The following is a 17,963-nucleotide window of genomic DNA, read 5'->3' as shown; positions in this document are numbered from 1 at the left end:
CCTCTCATTCATTACCTCCCTAATACATCTTCCTATCTATGAGTCGCACCTGGATTTCATTCTTAGCATGGGTAAAAGACATGCACCAAGCGTGGTCAAAGCATATCATCCCCGTAGTCGTCGTAGCCGTGGCCTTCGGTATGCTCCAGAAGCCCCTCTTGGCACTACTAACCTTCATTGAGTCGCTTTGCTTAGCCCCTCTATCGCCAAATTGGTTCGGTGCATTCGTTTTCTTCTTTGCCTGCTACCTGTTTAAGCGGGAATGGGATTATAGGAAGATCTATGTGCCTCGCCCCGTCTCCTTATGGCTCATCCTCTTGCTTGGGATCTATCTTTACTATAGGTATCGGGAAGGCTCTTTCTCGTTTTGGGAGATCCCTTACTTAGGGAAGCTGGCTTGGTCGGATCTCTTGCTTATCCCTTGGGTCGGAGCTGTAGCTATTGCCCTTCGATCAAGGGAGAAGGAAGATCCTTTCTTTCATCGCTTAGTTCTGCTGGTTCTTTGTGTCGTTCTTTATTTCGTACCTCAAGCACATGGGAAGCCTTCCTTAGTGTGGGCTCTCTTGAGCCTTAGTGTGGCTGTAGCTGCTTGCCTATTGGGGTACTTTATCTTCCGGTGGAGCTACAGGGCACAGTCTAAGACTCAAGAGGAGGAGACAAAGAAGACGAAGATGGGGGCTATGTCTCTTGAAAGAGATGATGCCATAGAAGATGAGAAGGAGGACTGGTTGTGCTTCTCTGTGATGGCTAAGGTTGTACGCAAAAACCTGAAAGCACTAGACCTAAGTAAGGGGGCTTTGACGGTAGGAGTTATGGCTCCTTGGGGTAGGGGGAAGAGCTCGTTTATTAACCTCTTGAGGAAACGACTAGAGGGGGATGATGGGATCATTATTAGCTTTAACCCTCGTGGCTCAAAGTCAGTCTCCGCTATTCAAGAAGATTTCTTTGATGCTTTTTCGAAGGAGCTGTCCCAACACTATTTAGGCTTTGGACTCTTGCTCGCTCGCTATACCAAACATATAGGACTACTGAACCAATATGAATGGACTCGTCCTCTCGGTTCGCTCCTCACTCTACTTCTTCCAGGGAAAGAGCAAGAGGCGGTCAATCGTACCCTTAGAGAGCTCGGTAAGCAGGTGTATGTACTCCTGGATGATCTAGATCGCCTCTCGGCGGAAGAAATACTAGAAGTCCTTAAGCTTATTGACCGCAACGCCTCCTTTTCGAATACGGTCTTCATTACAGCTTATGACAAGGACTATGTAAACAACGTGTTGAAGAAGCACCTGGATCATGGGCTTAATCATTCCTTCATTGATAAGTATATCTCCTGGGAGATACCCTTGCCAGTGCCAGATAAGAAAATACTAAGGCAACTTATGAGGATAGAATTGCCGATGAAGGTGAAGGATGATTATTCTGAGGTATATGAAGAAATCCAAAGGGCCTGGGAGGAGGTTGGTAGTATAGTCGTAGAATCCTTGGACTCAGTGCGAGATCTCAAGCGTTATCTCAATCTGATGATTCCTCGCTATAACGTGATGAAAGGTGTGGTACATCCAGATGAATGCTTCTTACTCTATTTACTTTGCTATAAGGATCTCGGAGTTTATACCGCTTTGAATTCAGGGCGATTGTTGCAATTAGATGTTCATAGCCAAACCTATGTGCTTGCTCCTAATTATGAAGAAGAGTTGGGACTGCTCTCTCATTGGGACGGAACGAAAGGTATACTAGAAAGGTTGTTCCCTTCAAGGATAGGAGAGGGTAGCGAGAGTGTTGCTGCTTTTTCTCTATGCAAAAAGGCGTTGTTTGACATTTACTTCGGATATCTCAAGAGCGAGGAAAGTATGCCCTATGGAGATGTCGTGTCTAAAATTATACAGTGCCAATATGATCAAGCTCCCTGTGAAGCTATTGATAAAATGATGGAACGGCAGGGGGAGAATCGGGTTGTCTCAGCCTTCCTATATCTCATCCAGCTACCTTGTAGACAAGGTGAAGATAGATCGTTGACAATAGAGCTTATGGCATATATAGCCTTTAAGGATAACCTGCCAGAGGCAAGGAAGTCTGCTCTGCAATATGAGCTGGGGGAATTCTTTTCCCGGGATAGGTTTGAGGAGTATCAAGAGCTTAGGATTGCCTTTGCCCCTGATTCCTATAAACAGATCTTGAGCAAAACGCTTTCTTTTGTTGTCAATGCGCATCCTAAATGGATGTCAGACTTAATTGATGAGATTGCTCCGAAAGAGGAAGGCTCTTCCTCAACGTGTGTCTACTCAACTGAGGAGCTTGCTAAGATATTGCTGGAGTGTCAGAGGGTTTACTATGGACAGTGGAAGCCTACTGATGATGTCTCAGCTGTTCGAGGCTTCCTCTCTAAGGGGTATATGAATAGACATCCTTCATACACTAAGCAGGCCCTTCAGGCTCTAGTCTCCTTGATAAAGAAGTATCCGGATGCGTGTGTATGGGTGGTCTTATATCGGTCAAATAATAATGCTACCTCTAGTATACCCTATTTTGAGGATCCTGTTAATAAGCCTCAGTCTCTAGATAGAGGCTGGCTTGAGCTTTCCAAAGATAAGGCTCTGTTAGAGAGTCTAGAGAAGCAAGGGCTCTCCCTTGTTGCCTGGCTAGACTTGATAAAAGATCCAAGGATGCGATATATCTTGAGCTATGCATGGAGTACCCCTAGTACAGAGTCTTTTTTGCGCATTGCTCACTTGCCTGGTGAAAAGGCAGATTGGGATAGCATCGACTATATCTATCGAGCGGTCTTAGCCCAAAAGGAACGGGATCGTCAGCGGGCTAGCTCTGAGGGATAAGGCTATGGCGCTACGGCGAGGATGATGGGGCTCCCTCCTTCCACTTGCTCGAAAAAAAACACTACCGGCCAGCTCGCAGATGCGGGCTGGCCGGTAGTGTATATGGGAGGGGGCTTGTGCTTCTTACATCTTCACCATGCCGCTGAAGCCCATGAAGGCCATAGCAAGGATGCCGGCGGAGATGAGGGCGATGGGAATGCCCTTCATCGAGGCGGGGAGCTCGGTGCGAGAGAGTTGCTCACGGATGCCAGCGAAGACCACGAGGGCGAGCGTGAAGCCGATAGCGATGGAAATCGCGTAGACGACGCTCTCCAACAGCGTGTATTCCTTCTGGATGACGAGGATGGCGACCCCGAGGACGCAGCAGTTCGTCGTGATGAGCGGGAGGAAGACGCCGAGGGCTTGGTAGAGAGCAGGCGATACCTTCTTCAGGATGATCTCGACCATTTGCACGAGGGCGGCGATGACGAGGATGAAGGAGATGGTCTGCATATAGACCATGTCGAAGGGCTCGAGGACGAACTTCTGCAGGAGGAAGGTGCACATCGTCGAGAGCGCGAGGACGAAGGTCACGGCAGCGCCCATGCCGATAGCCGTGTCTACCTTCTTCGAGACGCCGAGGAAGGGACAGATACCGAGGAACTGCGAGAGGACGACATTGTTGACGAATACCGCCGCAACGAAGAGGAGGAGATAGTGAGTCATGAGATTTACTTCTTTGCGCTCAGCTTATTCTTCAGAGCAATGAGATAACCCAAGACGAGGAACGCCCCAGGAGCGAGGACGAAGAGCAGGGCGCCGTACTGCTTGGGCAGGACTTGGAGGGTGAAGATAGAGCCGCTACCGAGGAACTCACGGACGAAGCCCAGCAGCGTCAGCGAGAGGGTGAAGCCGAGGCCAATACCCACGCCGTCGAGTGCGCTGTGGAGTACGCCCTGCTTAGCAGCTACGGCTTCGGCACGCCCGAGGACGATACAGTTCACCACGATCAGCGGGATGAAGAGGCCAAGGGAAGCGTAGAGCGAGGGGACGAAGGCCTGCATAAGCATCTGCACGATGGTCACGAAGCCAGCGATGACGACGATGAAGCTCGGGATACGCACGGCGTCGGGGACGAGGTGCTTGATGAGCGAGATAGCGGTATTGGAGCAGATGAGCACGAACATCGTGGCCAGACCCATCGCCAGCCCGTTGAGCGCGGAGGTCGTGGTCGCCAGCGTGGGGCACATCCCCAGGAGGAGTACGAAGGTCGGGTTCTCCGTCGCGATCCCGTTGCGAATGATATCGAGTGGTTTCATAGGTGGGACTATTCTTGAGAGTTCGTAGCGGGTGCTGTGGCGGCGCCTTCGAGGGAGGAGAAGGTGCGCCAAGCGCGGTTCACGGCGTCGAGGAAGGCGCGGCTACTGATGGTGGCAGCGGTGATGGCATCTACCTTCCCGCCGTCCTTCGAGACGGTGAGCGGAGTCGAGGCCTTCATATCAAGGCCACGCACGTCACGTATACCACCCGTCTCGCTCTTCTCGTGGTACCACTCGGGGATACGTGAGCCGAGGCCTGGGCTCTCGGAGTGCTGGAGGACCGAGAAGTCTACGAGGCGTCCCTCGGCATCGAAGCCGACCATCACGCGGATGAGGCCGCTGAAGCCCTTCTGCGTGTAGCTCTCGATAGCGAAGCCGACGAGTGCGCTGCCCTTCTTAGCGGGGTAGACGGTGAGGCTGTCGGTCTCGCCTTCGGGCAGGACCATGAGCTTCTCAGCGAAGGGATTGTTGTCGAAGGCTGGTGCCACGGCACGTATTGCCTCGACCTTCGCCCGCATCTCTGCCTCGGCGATAGGTGCGGTCGTGACCTTGTTGACTACGGCGAGGATCCCAGAGACCAGGACGCAGATGCCCCCGAGCGAGAGGAGCATGTTGGGGAGTGTCGAACTGAGCTTCTTCATAGCATTAGCGCCCGCCGAAGTGCTTCGGACGGATATACATATTGATCAGAGGAGTGAAGCTATTCATGATGAGGATGGCGAAAGACATCCCCTCGGGATAGCTACCGAAGAGTCGGATGAGGATCGTCAGGAGCCCGATGAGCGCACCGTAGAGGAGCTGACCGCGGGCGCTCATGGGGCTGGTCACGTAGTCCGTAGCCATGAAGATCGCCCCGAGCATCATCCCCCCCGTGAGGAGCTGGAAGAGCGGTGCGGGGTAGAGAGCGGGGTTGACGAGGTGCATGATACCGCCGAAGACGAAGGCCGTAGCGAGGATTGATACGGGGATATGCCAAGTGATGACGCGGCGGTAGAGCAGGAAGCCGAGACCGAGGAGCAGTGCCAGCGCACTGACTTCGCCGAGGCTACCTCCGTGGATGCCGAAGAGCAGGTCAGAGGTCGCAGGTATCTGATCCCAGCTCATGCCAGGCGTGCCAGCCTGTATTCCCTTGGCGATGCCGAGGGGCGTGGCGCTTGTGACGGCGTCGGTATAGCTGAAGTACTGCCCAGCCTTGGGCCACAGCGTCATCTGTGCGGGATAGGCGATGAGGAGGAAGACACGGCCTACGAGTGCGGGGTTGAAGATGTTCCCACCGAGCCCACCGAAGCTCATCTTACCCACGCCGATAGCGACGATGGCACCGATGACGATGATCCACCAGGGGAGGCTCGAGGGGAGGTTCATCCCGAGGAGAAGCCCCGTGAGGATGGCCGAGCCGTCACCGATGGTGGAGGGCTGCTTGTAGAGGTACTTCGTGATGACCCATTCGGTGAGGACGCAGGCCAGCACGCTCACGGCGAGCACGATGAAGGCGCCGAGGCCGAAGGTCACCAGCGAGACGAGGCACGCTGGAGCAAGTGCGATGAGCACAGCGTACATGTTGCGCTCGACGCTGTCACCGCTGTGGATGTGGGGGGAAGGGGATATAATGAGGCGATCCATAGGGCAGTGTTAGCTTTTGCGTGCACGGATGAGGGCGGATACCTTCTGCTTGCCGGTACGGATGTAGTCGAGCAGGGGGCGGTTGGCAGGGCAGGTGTAGCTGCAGGATCCGCACTCGATACAGTCGACGATGTAGCCCTTCTCGGTAGCATCCCAGTCGGCATACTGGACGTCGCGCATGAGGAAGGCGGGGTTCAGCCCCATGGGACAAACGGTGACGCACTTAGCGCAGCGGATACAGTTGCGCATGGGGCGGCGGGTCGACTCCTCACGTGGGAGGATGAGGATGCCCGACGTGCCCTTGGTCACGGGGATGTCCGTGGAGAGAAGTGCCTTACCCATCATGGGACCACCACCGATGATCTTACCCGTGTCCTCGGGTAGGCCGCCTGAGGCGGTGATGAGGTGGCCAATAGGCGTACCGATACGGGCGCGGTAGTTCGAGGGGGTCTCGAGGTGCTTACCCGTGACGGTCGTGATACGCTCGACGAGGGGCTTATTCTTCTGTACAGCTTCGTAGACAGCGAAGACGGTACCTACATTCTGTACGACAGCGCCAGCGGAGATCGGTAGGGCACCGCTCTTGACCTGCTTGCGTAGGACAGCATCGATGAGCTGCTTCTCACCGCCCTGAGGGTACTGCACCTTGAGGGGCATTACCTCGGTGCCAGGGTAGTCTATGGCGATCTGCGAGAGGCGAAGGATGGCGTCCTTCTTATTGTTCTCCACACCGATGACGGCACGGCTCACGCCGAGGGCACGCTTGAGGATCTCGACGCCGATGAGGATCTCGTCGGACTTGCTCATCATCAGGGCGTGGTCGCTGGTGAGGTAAGGCTCACACTCGACGGCATTGATGATGAGGACCTCAGCCTTCGCCCCTGGGGGAGGGGAGAGCTTGACGTGCGTGGGGAAGGTCGCACCGCCGAGGCCTACGATACCTGCGGCGCTGATGCGGTCGATGATCTCCTTGGGCTCGAGGGTGCACTCCTTGACGAGGGTCGTGGAGCGGTCGATGCCCTCTTCCCACTGCTCCTCTTCACCCTGTGTGACGGCGATGACGATGGCGGGGCGCTTGTAGCCGCCCGCATCGAAGAAGCTATCGATCTTCGTGACCTTGCCTGTGACGGAGGAGTGGATGTTCGCCGATACGAAGCCAGACGTCTTGGCGATGACCGTACCTACCTTGACGAGGTCGCCCTTCTGTACGGTTGGGGTGGCAGGTGCGCCGATGTGCTGGCCGATGGGTATGATGACCTCACGAGGCAGTGGGAGCTCCTCGATGGGGCGCTTAGCTGAGAGCTTGTTTTCGGGTGGGTGGATCCCCCCGAGTCGGAATGTGCGAAGCATAAACGTGTATGGCTGAGGTCTACGATTGGGCGGGAGTGGGGGTCTCTGTAGGCGTAGGTGCTGCAGGCGCCGGAGTAGGTGTGGGGGCTTCGGCCTCCTTCTTGGGAGCCTCTTCCTTAGGCTTGGGAGGGGGGAAGCCGATCTCATGGATAGCGTTCGTCGGGCAGACGGAGACGCACTTACGGCAGAGGCGGCACTTGGTGTGGTCGATGTAGGAGAGGTTGTCGGCTATGGTGATAGCCTCGAACTTACACTCCTTGAAGCAGAGCGAGCAGCCGATACAGGCATTGCCGCAGGCCTTCTTAGCTACCCCACCCTTGTCCTTGTTGACGCAGCTGACGAAGATGCGACGGCTCTTGGGACCCTTCTTACGCAGCTCGATGATGTACTTCGGACAAGCCTTGACGCAGGCACCACAGGCTACGCACTTGTCCTCGAGGATGACCGGCAGGCGCGTCTCGGGGTCCATGTACATAGCGTCGAAGTTACACGAGTGGACGCAGTCCGCCAGTCCCAGACAACCCCAGCTACAGTCGGTGTCGCCCTTGTAGAGCGCGGCGGCGATGGTACAGCTGCTAGCACCGTCATAGATGTTCGTACGTGGGCGCGCGTCGCAGGTACCATTACAGCGCACGACAGCGACCAGCGGATCCTGCTTCTGGGCGGCGACACCGAGGATGCCTCCGACCTTCTCCATGACGGGTGTACCTCCGACGGGGCAGAAGAGCCCTTCGAGGGTCTTACTCTTACAGCAGGCGCCAGCGAAGGCGGCGCATCCAGGGAAGCCACAGCCCCCGCAGTTGGCCTGGGGGAGGACTTCAGCGACCTCCGCGATGCGGGGGTCTTCCTTGACCTCGAACTTGCGTGATACGACGTACAGCAAGCCGGCGCCGATCACACCGATGAGGGTCAGGACGATGATCGTGATATACATAGGGGTAGGGTGCTATTCGTGGTGTGGGGTGATGGGCTCCACCATGAGGACGAGACGTCCCTCGAGGCGACGGCGCTGGGTGTAGAGCACGAGGTAGTAGAGGCTGAGTAGGCCGATAGCGACGAGCACAGCCACAGCCTCGCTAAGGGCGAGGAGCGTCTGTGCGATACTCAGCGTAAGGATGAGGAGGAGGAGGGGCAGGACGAAGGCCAGGAGGACTGCCAGGCGTCCTACGCTCCGGCGGGCCACGACGATGACCTGCTCTCCGATAGAGAAGTGCTGTCCGTAGGTCTTCAGCTGGAGCAGATGCTCACGGCACTCCGAGCTCACGCACAGGTCGCGTGCGTGGCAGCCGCTGCAGGCGCTCTGCTGCTGGATCTGGACGGTCACGATGTCGGGGGATATAGCTGTGACGATCCCCGGGCGCTGCTCCGTCCCGTTAATAGTTCCGTTCATGTGGTGAAGTCTTGATGGGTGAGGGGTCGTAGTTATCGGCCCAAATTCCTCGGTGGCTTCCCCCTGTCGCGTGCATCTGTATAAGGCGCAGGGAGTGTGGCTTCCGAGCCATTCCTATTCACTGAAACAAATGTATGTAATCACGGACAAAAGTGCAAACGAGACTATATCCGTGCGCGCGTATGCTGTATGCTTAATATGCACGCTGTGAGTGGGGTAGGGGGTGCATGCTCTCCAGGGTAAAGGTAAAAAGCCTCGCTCCACGGCAGGGGATCCTACCGTGGAGCGAGGCTTAAATATTTTAGGAAGGTCGGAGCTGTGCGCTACGACTATTCTTCGATGAGGGCTACATCCGAGGCGACGAGCTGATTCTTCTCGCTGCGGCTGAGGCGTGCCTCTACGATATCCCCGACGAGGAGGTCGTTGAAGTTGATGCCGTTCAGGCTCTTGTAGTGGAAGAAGGCGTTTTCCTTCACACCGACATCGATGAAGCCAAAGCCTGCCTTGAGGGCGTTGATCTGCCCGCGGACGAGGCCATCATGAAGCTCTTCGCCGAGGACGAGGGCGGGCTTGTGCTCGGGTAGGTCGATATGACCGATGACCTTCACCTCGGGCGTCTCCAGGGAGTCTTGTACGCTCAGCGTGATCTCGGGCTCGGGGCCTGTGGCGAGCTGTATGGTCTCGGTGGCCTCGGCAGTAGGGGTATCAGCCTCTGCCTTCGCGAGGGCTGTGGGCTCCTCGGCGCTCTTTACCGTGGCGGGGTCAATGGGGCGTGTGCGAGCCTGTGGGGCTTGGTAGGGGCGACCCTTGACCTCACGATTGCGCTCCTCGCTCTGGCCCTTGTTCACAAAGAGACCATTGACGATGGGGTCGCTACGGAAGGCACGGCTATCGATCAGCTCATTCATCATCACGGGGTAGGTAGCTTCCTCGAGGAGCTCGTAGGACGTGTAGGTCGTCGTGTTGTCTCGGCGCCCGTCACCTTCGTGCTCGAGATCCCAGCCGAGGATCATCACACGGGTACCGAGGGCATGGAGCTTGCGTACCAAGGGGATATAGTCTCCATCGGCGGCGATGAGTACGACGACGTCAAACTGATTCTGCAATGCTCGTTCGTAAGCCTCCAGAGCAAAGAGCACATCGACGCCCTTCTCCTTCTTCTTATTGCCCTTGCCCGTGCGAGAGAGGGGCAGGTGGTGCATCATCACACCCTCCGAATTCAGGACATCGTCAAAGAGGCGCTCATAGAAGAGTACATCGCCCGAAGCCTTCGCGGCCTCGGCTGCTGACAGGCGTCCACGGAAGTAATGCGCGTCTACGATCTTGCATAGCTCGGGAGAAGTCCCCTCGAGTTGGGCGATCTGATACTTCAGGAAGCGGTGTAGGCCCCCGACGCTCAGACGGCTTTTTCGTTCGTGGAACTGATAATAGAAGGTACTGACGTGCCAAAAATAGTTGCCGTCATAGAATATCCCGATGCGGGTGAGATGTGGATTTTTTTCTTTTGGTGCCATGATAATTTATATAATTTAAAAAATGAAGCGAATTAATGTGCGAAGTTACCATTTTTCTCTGGAATAATAACATAGCTCTCAGCAATATGTTCGCTTTTTAAGCGACTTTATTCCGCTGATTTTGCGAATGTACTTCCTGTGATTATCATTGTGATCCTCCCGTTGGCCCACAAAGTGGGGATTTTTACCTCAGGAGGAGGGAGGGGGTGACAGCGCTGTAAACTATTGAATGATCGCTCTATATGGGTTAGTGTGTTTTGTTTGAATAAGGTTTAATCTTATGGCTCTCTCGGGTGTCATTCTATAGGGGAAGCATTTTTATCACGTGCGAGAAGGCTTACGTTTATCTAAGGAAATGACTGGTGAAGGAGTATGGATTTTAATAAGTCTACGTGCGTGGTCTTAAAATCCACGTACGAGGATTCTAAAATCTACGTGCCTGGATCTAAAGACTACGTACGTGGACGAAGGTTTTGCGCTACGGGATCGGGATTTTTCTCCGTGTAGCTCTGGAGTTATTCTTGTATTGCTTTCGTGGATAAGCGGTGGTGGAGTGGGGTTCTCCTCATAGTGTGAGGAGTCGTATAGCTCGGAGAGGACGCGGCCCCCTATTATAGTGGTGTCTCTCGGTGCATCGTAGCAGGTGTAGTTTCTCCGGTGGGTACGAAGGTGGGGAAGTGGTGCGTTTTAGTGGAGCTTGTGGCACGCGATTTTGGGGGAATGTACTGCCGATATGACGAAGGTATGCGCTTATTTGTGAAATAATCTTACCTTTGCTTGGACGCTATGTTCATATTTGTTCACAATTCGGACTTGCTATGATGGTCGATTTAAGCACTTCGTTTGCTGGGCTCACACTGCAGAGCCCCCTTATCCTTGGGAGCTCTGGGCTTACCCGCAATGTAGATCGTACGTGCGCCTTGGTAGAGGCTGGCGTGGGTGCAGTCATCCTCAAGTCGCTCTTCGAAGAGCAGATCTTGATGCAGACAGGGCACCTCGTCGCTAAGAACGACTACCCCGAGGCTAACGACTATATCTCCTCCTATGTGCGGGGCGAAGCTATCGAGGACTATATACGTATCGTGCGCGAGGCGAAGGCTAAGCTCACTGTGCCGGTCATCGCCAGTATCAACTGCACCGAGGCAGGTAGCTGGGTCGAATTTGCAGAGCGTCTTCGCGATGCTGGGGCAGATGCCCTGGAGGTCAATGTGATGCGCCTCGAGACGGAGCTCTTCGCAGATCCAGCCGAGATCGAGGCTTACTACGTCTCCATCGTCACGGCACTCGCGGGCAAGGGACTTCCGATCATCGTGAAGCTCTCGCGCTACCACACGAATCTGCCGATGCTCGTCGACAAGCTCCGTGCTGCAGGTGCTGCCGCTGTGACGCTCTTCAACCGCTCTTACCAGATCGACATCGATCTGAATCGTGAGCAGCTCATCGGTGGTGAGGTCTTCTCTCACGAGGGTGACTTTACCGAGACGCTCCGCTTCACGGGCGTGATCCGTGGCTGCGTCCCCAATGTGGGTATCTCCGCTTCGACGGGGATCTATACTTGGGAGGAGCTGACGAAGGTGCTGCTGGCAGGTGCCGATACGGCACAGATGTGTACGGCGGTCTATAAGCAGGGCGCCACTGCTATCGCAGAGGCGCTGAAGGGTCTTCGCCACTGGATGATCGAGCACGGCTATCAGAGTCTCTCGGAGCTACGTGGTCGTCTGAGCTACGGAGCCGTAGCTGACCCAAGTCTTTTTGAGCGAATTCAGTTTATGAAGTATTTCAATGCCCGCGCCGCTCAGGACTAAGAGCAAAGGTGTCGGTCAGCGAAACAGAATTAAATTAATAAGTAGTATATAATTATGAAGAAGCAATCTCTCGCGGCAGCCTTCCTGGCTGGCGCACTCGTCCTCTCAAGCTGTGGTGCAAGCAACGCTGTCAAGGGTGCCGCTGGTGGTGCCGCTGGTGGTGCTGCTATCGGTGCTGGTATCGGTCGTGTACTTGGTAATACTGCTGTCGGTGCTGTCATCGGTGGCGTCGTAGGTGGTACGGCTGGTACGCTCATCGGTGAGAAGATGGACAAGCAGAAGAAGGAACTGGAGCGCGACGTCAAGGACGCTAAGATCGAGTCTGTCAACGACGGTCAGGCTATCCGCGTCACCTTCGATAGCGGTATCCTCTTCGCTACGGGTTCGGCTACGCTGAGCTCTACGTCACAGGCTACCCTGCGTAAGTTCGCTGCTAACCTCTCTGAGCACAGCGATACGGACCTGATGATCATCGGTCACACCGACAACACGGGTACGGACCGCGTGAACAACCCCCTCTCTTACAACCGCGCTGCAAGCGTCCGCTCTTTCCTCGCTGGTCAGGGTGTCTCTTCTTCGCGTATGAAGGTCGAGGGTAAGGGTAGCTACGAGCCTGTCGCTGACAACTCTACCGCTGCTGGCCGTCGCGAAAACCGCCGTGTCGAAGTCTACATCCTCCCCAGCAAGGCGATGGTGAAGGCTGCTCAGGACGGTACGCTCCGCTAAGCACAAGCTTAATCATAGCTGAAGGCCTCCGCTGGTCTTCGCTTTCCCTGCCGAGGGACTTCAGGTGAATTTGCCTGAAGTCCCTCGGCCTTTTCTACTCAAGCTATAGCTGCGTATCTCTACGGGCTTCCTCCACAAAATCAATTGTATAGTATTGTATATTCGCAGATTATGTGTACCTTTGTGCACCCGTGGTATATGCCTGTGGTGTGTACTGCGACTACTAAAGAGTAGATAAGTTATTCAAACATAAGTAGAAACGAAATGCCAACTATTCAACAATTGGTTAGAAAGGGACGTGAGTCACTCGTCGAGAAGGGTAAGAGCCCTGCTCTGGACTCCTGCCCCCAACGCCGAGGCGTCTGTGTGCGTGTGTACACGACGACCCCTAAGAAGCCAAACTCTGCGATGCGTAAGGTCGCTCGTGTCCGCCTGACGAATGGTAAGGAAGTCAATGCCTACATCCCAGGTGAAGGTCACAACCTGCAGGAGCACAGCATCGTGCTGGTACGTGGTGGTCGTGTAAAGGACCTCCCAGGGGTACGTTATCACATTGTACGTGGTTCGCTCGATACAGCTGGTGTCAATGGCCGTCTGCAGCGTCGCTCCAAGTATGGTGCTAAGCGTCCTAAGCCCGGTCAGGCAGCTGCTCCAGCAAAGGGTAAGAAGTAATTCTCCCTCCGGCGAAAAATCCTAACCCCCGAGAGCTCGTGCAGCTCTCACCTGGTGAGCCCGCCACATATATATAATGTATAGGGCCGCCAAGCTAAGAGTCAATAGAACCAAGTTTCTTGAGTTCGTTGGATAGGCTATCAAGGTTGAGTAAATGCTCCAGCGGGAGCGTTGAAGTAAGATCACAGCACAACCAATCGACAGAAACGCAATTTACATTAAGCAATGAGAAAAGCTAAACCCAAAAAGAGACAGGTACTCCCTGATCCCGTATTTGGTGACGTTAAGGTGACGAAGTTCGTTAATCACCTGATGTACGACGGTAAGAAGAGCATCGCCTTCGATATCTTCTACACCGCGCTCGAGATTGTAGGCAAGAAGATCCAGCAGGAAGACAAGTCTGCCCTAGAGATCTGGAAGGCTGCCCTCGACAACATCACTCCTCAGGTAGAAGTCAAGAGCCGCCGTATCGGTGGTGCTACCTTCCAGGTGCCTACCGAAATCCGCGCCGAGCGTAAGGAATCTATCTCCATGAAGAACCTCATCCTCTTTGCTCGCAAGCGTGGTGGTAAGACCATGGCAGATAAGCTTGCTGCAGAGATCGTGGATGCATTCAATAGCCAAGGTGCCGCCTTCAAGCGCAAGGAAGATATGCACCGTATGGCAGAAGCCAACCGCGCATTTGCTCACTTCCGATTCTAAGAATAGCAAAAGACAATGGCTGACAACAAACACTTAGAGCTCACGAGAAATATCGGCATCATGGCCCACATCGATGCCGGTAAGACGACTACGTCTGAGCGTATCCTCTTTTATACGGGTCTGACCCACAAGATCGGTGAAGTACACGATGGTGGTGCTACGATGGACTGGATGGAGCAGGAGCAGGAGCGTGGTATCACGATTACCTCCGCTGCTACGACTACCTTCTGGAACTACGACAACACCAAGTACAAGATCAACCTCATCGACACCCCAGGGCACGTTGACTTCACCGTCGAAGTAGAGCGCTCGCTCCGTATCCTCGATGGTGCTGTCGCTACGTTCTGTGCTGTCGGTGGTGTACAGCCCCAGAGTGAGACCGTATGGCGTCAGGCTGACAAGTACCGCGTACCCCGCGTGTGCTACGTCAACAAGATGGACCGCTCCGGTGCTAACTTCTTTGAAGTAGTACGTCAGATCAAGGCCGTCCTCGGTGCTACCCCTTGCCCCATTCAGATCCCCGTCGGTCAGGAAGAAACTTTCCGCGGTGTCGTTGACCTCGTCACGATGAAGGCTCTTGTATGGGATGACGAGACGATGGGTGCTCACTACGACACGATCGACATCCCTGCTGAACTGCAGGCTGAAGCCGAAGAATGGCGTGATAAGATGCTCGAGACGCTCGCTGACTGCGATGACGTCCTCATGGAGAAGTACTTCGACGATCCCTCTACGATCACCGAACACGAGATCCGCGCTGCCCTGCGTAAGGGTACGCTCGCGATGAAGATCAACCCCATGCTCTGCGGTTCTTCATTCAAGAACAAGGGGGTCCAGACCCTCCTTGACGCTGTCGCAGCTTACCTGCCCAGCCCTATGGATACCCCCGAAGTCATCGGTACCGACCCCGATGATCCTGAAAAGGAAATCATCCGTAAGGTAGACCCCAGCTCGCCTCTGACGGCTCTGGCATTCAAGATCGCTACGGACCCCTATGTAGGTCGCCTCTGCTTCTTCCGCGTATACGCTGGTGAGCTGCCTGCAGGCTCCTACGTCTACAACTCCCGCTCGGGCAAGAAGGAGCGTATCTCACGCCTCTTCCAGATGCACTCCAACAAGCAGAACCCCATGGAAGTCATCGGCTGCGGTGACATCGGTGCTGGTGTAGGCTTCAAGGATATCCGTACGGGTGACACGCTCTGCTCCGAAGAAGCTCCTATCATCCTCGAGTCTATCGACTTCCCCGAGCCCGTTATCGGTATCGCTGTCGAGCCTAAGACGCAGAAGGATATGGATAAGATGGGTGTCGGTCTAGCTAAGCTCGCCGAAGAAGACCCCACCTTCCGTGTGCAGACCAACGAAGAGACCGGTCAGACCGTCATCAGCGGTATGGGTGAGCTCCACCTGGAGATCATTATCGACCGTCTGAAGCGCGAATTCAAGGTCGAAGCTAACCAGGGTAAGCCCCAGGTATCTTATAAGGAAGCTATCACGAAGCCCGTTGAGCTCCGTGAAGTCTACAAGAAGCAGACGGGTGGTCGCGGTAAGTTCGCTGACATCATCGTCCGTGTAGAGCCCGCCGACGAAGGCTTCGAAGGCGATCTGCAGTTCGTAGACGAAGTCAAGGGCGGTAACGTGCCTAAGGAATTCATCCCCTCTGTACAGAAGGGCTTCCAGAAGGCTATGACCAACGGTGTCCTCGCAGGCTATGCGCTGGATAAGCTGAAGGTAACGCTCCTCGACGGTTCGTTCCACCCCGTGGACTCTGACCAGCTCTCCTTCGAGATCTGTGCTATCCAGGCATTCAAGAACGCTTCTGCTCAGGCAGGTCCCGTTCTCCTCGAGCCTATCATGAGACTCGAAGTCGATACGCCTGAAGAAAACATGGGTGACGTGATCGGTGACCTCAACAAGCGCCGCGGTCAGGTAGAAGGTATGGACACCACTCCTTCGGGTGCACGCCTTGTGAAGGCTAAGGTGCCTCTGGCAGAGATGTTCGGTTACGTGACGAGCCTCCGTACGATCACTTCCGGTCGTGCTACCTCGTCGATGACCTTCTCTCACTACGAAGCAGTATCCTCTTCTATCGCTCGCCAGGTCCTCGAGGAAGTAGGCGGCCGTGTAGATCTCATCAAGTAAATAGTACTATAACAGAGATATGAGCCAAAAGATTAGAATTAAGTTGAAGTCGTACGATCACACCCTGCTCGACAAGTCGGCAGAGAAGATCGTCAAGACCGTCAAGGCCTCTGGTGCTGTAGTCAGCGGACCAATTCCCCTGCCCACGCACAAGCGTATCTTCACGGTGAACCGCTCGACCTTCGTCAACAAGAAGAGCCGCGAGCAGTTCGAGCTTAGCTCCTACAAGCGACTCATCGACATCTACAACTCCACGGCTGAGACGATCGATGCTCTCATGAAGCTCGAGCTCCCCAGCGGTGTAGAAGTAGAAATCAAGGTGTGATTATTAATACGAAACTGAAATGCCAGGTTTATTAGGAAAGAAAATCGGAATGACATCCGTGTTCAGTGCCGAGGGGAAGAACATCCCATGCACTGTTATTGAAGTAGGTCCTTGCGTGGTGACGCAGATCAAGTCTCTGGAAAAGGATGGCTATGAAGCACTTCAGCTTGGGTTCGTTGATGCTAAGGAAAAGCACACGTCCAAGCCTCTTCAGGGTCACTTCCAGAAGGCTGGCGTTGCTCCCAAGCGACACTTGGCCGAGTTCAAGGGGTTCGATTGCAGCCAGTATAATCTGGGTGATGTGATCGACGTGAATTTCTTCGAAGGGACGGTATTCGTCGACGTCGTCGGTACCTCCAAGGGTAAGGGATTCCAGGGTGTAGTCAAGCGTCACGGCTTCGGCGGTGTCGGCCAGGCTACGCACGGTCAGCACAACCGTCTTCGTGCTCCCGGGTCTGTAGGTGCGTGTTCGTATCCTGCTAAGGTCTTCAAGGGTACGCGTATGGCGGGCCAGACGGGTAATGAGCGTGTAACCGTTCAGAACCTCGAAGTGATCAAGGTAATGCCCGAGCACAACCTCCTTCTCCTCAAGGGTAGCGTGCCAGGTGCTAAAGGTTCAATCGTTGTAATCGAAAAGTAAATGGAACTGAGTGTATATAACATCAAGGGAGAAGATACCGGTCGTAAGATCACGCTCGATGATGCTATCTTCGCTATCGAGCCTAACGACCACGCCATCTACTTAGACGTAAAGCAATTTTTGGCCAACCAGCGCCAGGGTACGCACAAGTCTAAGGAGCGTAGCGAAATCTCGGGTAGTACCCGCAAGCTCATCCGCCAGAAGGGCGGTGGCGGTGCTCGCCGTGGGGATATCAACTCTCCCGTACTCGTCGGTGGTGCTCGCGTCTTCGGGCCTACCCCACGTGACTATGGCTTCAAGCTCAACAAGAAGGTAAAGGCTCTGGCTCGCCGCTCGGCTCTGACCTACAAGGCTCAGAAGCAGGAAATCGTCGTAGTCGAAAACTTCGAGCTCGCTGCCCCCAAGACTAAGGACTTCGTCGCTCTGTCGAAGGCGCTTCAGGTCGCTGACAAGAAGGCCCTCTTCGTCGTCGAAGCTCTCTCGGACAACCTCGTCCTCTCTTCACGCAACCTCCGCACGGCTCGCGTGATGAACGCCTTCCAGCTGAACACCTACTCGGTGCTCGACTGCAAGAAGCTCATCCTCACCGAGGCTGCTGTTGCTGTGATCAACGAACAGTTTAAGGCATAATTAATAGGAGAAACGAATCATGGGAATTATCATCAAGCCGGTTATCACCGAGAAGACAACTGCCCTGACAGAGAAGACTGCTGAACGCTACGTCTTCCGTGTCTCTCCTGATGCCAACAAGATCGAGATCAAGAAGGCCATCGAGGCGCTGTATAATGTAAAGGTCGAGAGTGTAAACACCGTGAATTATAGCGGTAAGCGCAAGGCTCGCTATACGAAGAGTGGACTCATCCGCGGCAAGGTCGCTGCGTTTAAGAAGGCTGTCGTTACGCTCGAGAAGGGTCAGACCATCGACTTTTACGCTAACATCTAAGTTCA

18 protein-coding genes are annotated in these 17,963 nt (G+C 54.7%); 10 read left to right on the top strand and 8 right to left on the bottom strand.

Going from position 1 to position 17,963, the window contains the following annotated elements:
* Positions 1-38: 38 nt before the first annotated feature.
* Positions 39-2,831 (top strand): P-loop NTPase fold protein, encoded by a 2,793-nt coding sequence (locus HMPREF1121_RS04415; protein WP_044114928.1) that lies wholly within the window; start codon positions 39-41, stop codon positions 2,829-2,831.
* Between the two features lie 123 nt (positions 2,832-2,954).
* Here HMPREF1121_RS04415 and rsxA read toward each other — a convergent pair whose 3' ends face one another.
* The 8 genes from rsxA to HMPREF1121_RS04375 form a co-directional block, all read right to left on the bottom strand.
* A complete protein-coding gene (rsxA, locus tag HMPREF1121_RS04410) occupies positions 2,955-3,536 on the bottom strand; it encodes an electron transport complex subunit RsxA (RefSeq protein ID WP_009432238.1) in 582 nt (193 codons plus the stop codon).
* A 5-nt stretch (positions 3,537-3,541) separates the two neighbouring features.
* Positions 3,542-4,129, bottom strand: coding sequence for an RnfABCDGE type electron transport complex subunit E (locus HMPREF1121_RS04405; protein ID WP_009432252.1), 588 nt, complete (start codon positions 4,127-4,129; stop codon positions 3,542-3,544).
* An 8-nt stretch (positions 4,130-4,137) separates the two neighbouring features.
* Positions 4,138-4,770: an RnfABCDGE type electron transport complex subunit G gene (locus HMPREF1121_RS04400; RefSeq protein ID WP_044114926.1), complete on the bottom strand. Its 633-nt coding sequence runs from the start codon at positions 4,768-4,770 to the stop codon at positions 4,138-4,140.
* A gap of 4 nt (positions 4,771-4,774) precedes the next feature.
* Complete coding sequence (locus tag HMPREF1121_RS04395; protein ID WP_044114925.1) at positions 4,775-5,752, bottom strand: RnfABCDGE type electron transport complex subunit D; 978 nt, start codon at positions 5,750-5,752, stop codon at positions 4,775-4,777.
* A gap of 9 nt (positions 5,753-5,761) precedes the next feature.
* A complete protein-coding gene (rsxC, locus tag HMPREF1121_RS04390) occupies positions 5,762-7,102 on the bottom strand; it encodes an electron transport complex subunit RsxC (RefSeq protein WP_044114924.1) in 1,341 nt (446 codons plus the stop codon).
* Between the two features lie 19 nt (positions 7,103-7,121).
* The gene (locus tag HMPREF1121_RS04385; RefSeq protein ID WP_044114923.1) at positions 7,122-8,036 is read right to left on the bottom strand and encodes a Fe-S cluster domain-containing protein; all 915 of its coding nucleotides are present in this window, start codon (positions 8,034-8,036) and stop codon (positions 7,122-7,124) included.
* A gap of 12 nt (positions 8,037-8,048) precedes the next feature.
* Positions 8,049-8,492 (bottom strand): SoxR reducing system RseC family protein, encoded by a 444-nt coding sequence (locus tag HMPREF1121_RS04380; RefSeq protein ID WP_044114922.1) that lies wholly within the window; start codon positions 8,490-8,492, stop codon positions 8,049-8,051.
* A 329-nt stretch (positions 8,493-8,821) separates the two neighbouring features.
* A complete protein-coding gene (locus tag HMPREF1121_RS04375; RefSeq protein WP_044114920.1) occupies positions 8,822-10,006 on the bottom strand; it encodes an NYN domain-containing protein in 1,185 nt (394 codons plus the stop codon).
* Between the two features lie 818 nt (positions 10,007-10,824).
* On the opposite strand from HMPREF1121_RS04375, the gene HMPREF1121_RS04370 reads away from it, so the two are divergent.
* The 9 genes from HMPREF1121_RS04370 to rplW all read left to right on the top strand — a co-directional run bounded on the left by HMPREF1121_RS04370 (position 10,825) and on the right by rplW (position 17,958).
* The gene (locus tag HMPREF1121_RS04370; RefSeq protein ID WP_232223733.1) at positions 10,825-11,811 is read left to right on the top strand and encodes a dihydroorotate dehydrogenase-like protein; all 987 of its coding nucleotides are present in this window, start codon (positions 10,825-10,827) and stop codon (positions 11,809-11,811) included.
* A gap of 54 nt (positions 11,812-11,865) precedes the next feature.
* Complete coding sequence (locus HMPREF1121_RS04365) at positions 11,866-12,537, top strand: YiaD family glycine zipper/OmpA-like lipoprotein (protein ID WP_044114919.1); 672 nt, start codon at positions 11,866-11,868, stop codon at positions 12,535-12,537.
* Between the two features lie 264 nt (positions 12,538-12,801).
* Complete coding sequence (rpsL, locus tag HMPREF1121_RS04360; protein ID WP_044114917.1) at positions 12,802-13,209, top strand: 30S ribosomal protein S12; 408 nt, start codon at positions 12,802-12,804, stop codon at positions 13,207-13,209.
* 225 nt (positions 13,210-13,434) lie between these two features.
* A complete protein-coding gene (gene rpsG, locus HMPREF1121_RS04355; RefSeq protein ID WP_044114916.1) occupies positions 13,435-13,911 on the top strand; it encodes a 30S ribosomal protein S7 in 477 nt (158 codons plus the stop codon).
* Between the two features lie 15 nt (positions 13,912-13,926).
* Positions 13,927-16,050: an elongation factor G gene (fusA, locus tag HMPREF1121_RS04350; protein ID WP_044114915.1), complete on the top strand. Its 2,124-nt coding sequence runs from the start codon at positions 13,927-13,929 to the stop codon at positions 16,048-16,050.
* A 19-nt stretch (positions 16,051-16,069) separates the two neighbouring features.
* On the top strand, positions 16,070-16,375 hold the full coding sequence (rpsJ, locus tag HMPREF1121_RS04345; protein WP_005468099.1) for a 30S ribosomal protein S10: 306 nt from the start codon (positions 16,070-16,072) through the stop codon (positions 16,373-16,375).
* A 19-nt stretch (positions 16,376-16,394) separates the two neighbouring features.
* On the top strand, positions 16,395-17,015 hold the full coding sequence (gene rplC, locus HMPREF1121_RS04340; protein ID WP_044114914.1) for a 50S ribosomal protein L3: 621 nt from the start codon (positions 16,395-16,397) through the stop codon (positions 17,013-17,015).
* The gene (gene rplD / locus HMPREF1121_RS04335) at positions 17,016-17,645 is read left to right on the top strand and encodes a 50S ribosomal protein L4 (protein ID WP_044114913.1); all 630 of its coding nucleotides are present in this window, start codon (positions 17,016-17,018) and stop codon (positions 17,643-17,645) included. It abuts the gene before it with no gap.
* A 19-nt stretch (positions 17,646-17,664) separates the two neighbouring features.
* A complete protein-coding gene (gene rplW / locus HMPREF1121_RS04330) occupies positions 17,665-17,958 on the top strand; it encodes a 50S ribosomal protein L23 (RefSeq protein WP_009432241.1) in 294 nt (97 codons plus the stop codon).
* The last annotated feature ends 5 nt before the right edge of the window (positions 17,959-17,963 follow it).

Origin of the sequence: Porphyromonas sp. KLE 1280, assembly GCF_000700805.1 — a bacterium.
GTDB classification, from domain to species: domain Bacteria; phylum Bacteroidota; class Bacteroidia; order Bacteroidales; family Porphyromonadaceae; genus Porphyromonas; species Porphyromonas pasteri.
This window is presented reverse-complemented; position numbering and strand designations above follow the sequence as displayed.

What these genes read in the sequence shown, in the direction of transcription:
- rpsJ (WP_005468099.1), top strand. Translation starts at nt 16,070, where the DNA reads ATGAGCCAAAAGATTAGAATTAAGTTGAAGTCGTACGATCACACCCTG.
- HMPREF1121_RS04385 (WP_044114923.1), bottom strand. Translation starts at nt 8,036, where the DNA reads ATGTATATCACGATCATCGTCCTGACCCTCATCGGTGTGATCGGCGCC.
- rplC (WP_044114914.1), top strand. Translation starts at nt 16,395, where the DNA reads ATGCCAGGTTTATTAGGAAAGAAAATCGGAATGACATCCGTGTTCAGT.
- rsxC (WP_044114924.1), bottom strand. Translation starts at nt 7,102, where the DNA reads ATGCTTCGCACATTCCGACTCGGGGGGATCCACCCACCCGAAAACAAG.
- rpsG (WP_044114916.1), top strand. Translation starts at nt 13,435, where the DNA reads ATGAGAAAAGCTAAACCCAAAAAGAGACAGGTACTCCCTGATCCCGTA.
- rplW (WP_009432241.1), top strand. Translation starts at nt 17,665, where the DNA reads ATGGGAATTATCATCAAGCCGGTTATCACCGAGAAGACAACTGCCCTG.
- rsxA (WP_009432238.1), bottom strand. Translation starts at nt 3,536, where the DNA reads ATGACTCACTATCTCCTCCTCTTCGTTGCGGCGGTATTCGTCAACAAT.
- fusA (WP_044114915.1), top strand. Translation starts at nt 13,927, where the DNA reads ATGGCTGACAACAAACACTTAGAGCTCACGAGAAATATCGGCATCATG.
- HMPREF1121_RS04365 (WP_044114919.1), top strand. Translation starts at nt 11,866, where the DNA reads ATGAAGAAGCAATCTCTCGCGGCAGCCTTCCTGGCTGGCGCACTCGTC.
- HMPREF1121_RS04415 (WP_044114928.1), top strand. Translation starts at nt 39, where the DNA reads ATGAGTCGCACCTGGATTTCATTCTTAGCATGGGTAAAAGACATGCAC.
- HMPREF1121_RS04405 (WP_009432252.1), bottom strand. Translation starts at nt 4,129, where the DNA reads ATGAAACCACTCGATATCATTCGCAACGGGATCGCGACGGAGAACCCG.
- rpsL (WP_044114917.1), top strand. Translation starts at nt 12,802, where the DNA reads ATGCCAACTATTCAACAATTGGTTAGAAAGGGACGTGAGTCACTCGTC.
- HMPREF1121_RS04395 (WP_044114925.1), bottom strand. Translation starts at nt 5,752, where the DNA reads ATGGATCGCCTCATTATATCCCCTTCCCCCCACATCCACAGCGGTGAC.
- HMPREF1121_RS04370 (WP_232223733.1), top strand. Translation starts at nt 10,825, where the DNA reads ATGATGGTCGATTTAAGCACTTCGTTTGCTGGGCTCACACTGCAGAGC.
- HMPREF1121_RS04400 (WP_044114926.1), bottom strand. Translation starts at nt 4,770, where the DNA reads ATGAAGAAGCTCAGTTCGACACTCCCCAACATGCTCCTCTCGCTCGGG.
- rplD (WP_044114913.1), top strand. Translation starts at nt 17,016, where the DNA reads ATGGAACTGAGTGTATATAACATCAAGGGAGAAGATACCGGTCGTAAG.
- HMPREF1121_RS04375 (WP_044114920.1), bottom strand. Translation starts at nt 10,006, where the DNA reads ATGGCACCAAAAGAAAAAAATCCACATCTCACCCGCATCGGGATATTC.
- HMPREF1121_RS04380 (WP_044114922.1), bottom strand. Translation starts at nt 8,492, where the DNA reads ATGAACGGAACTATTAACGGGACGGAGCAGCGCCCGGGGATCGTCACA.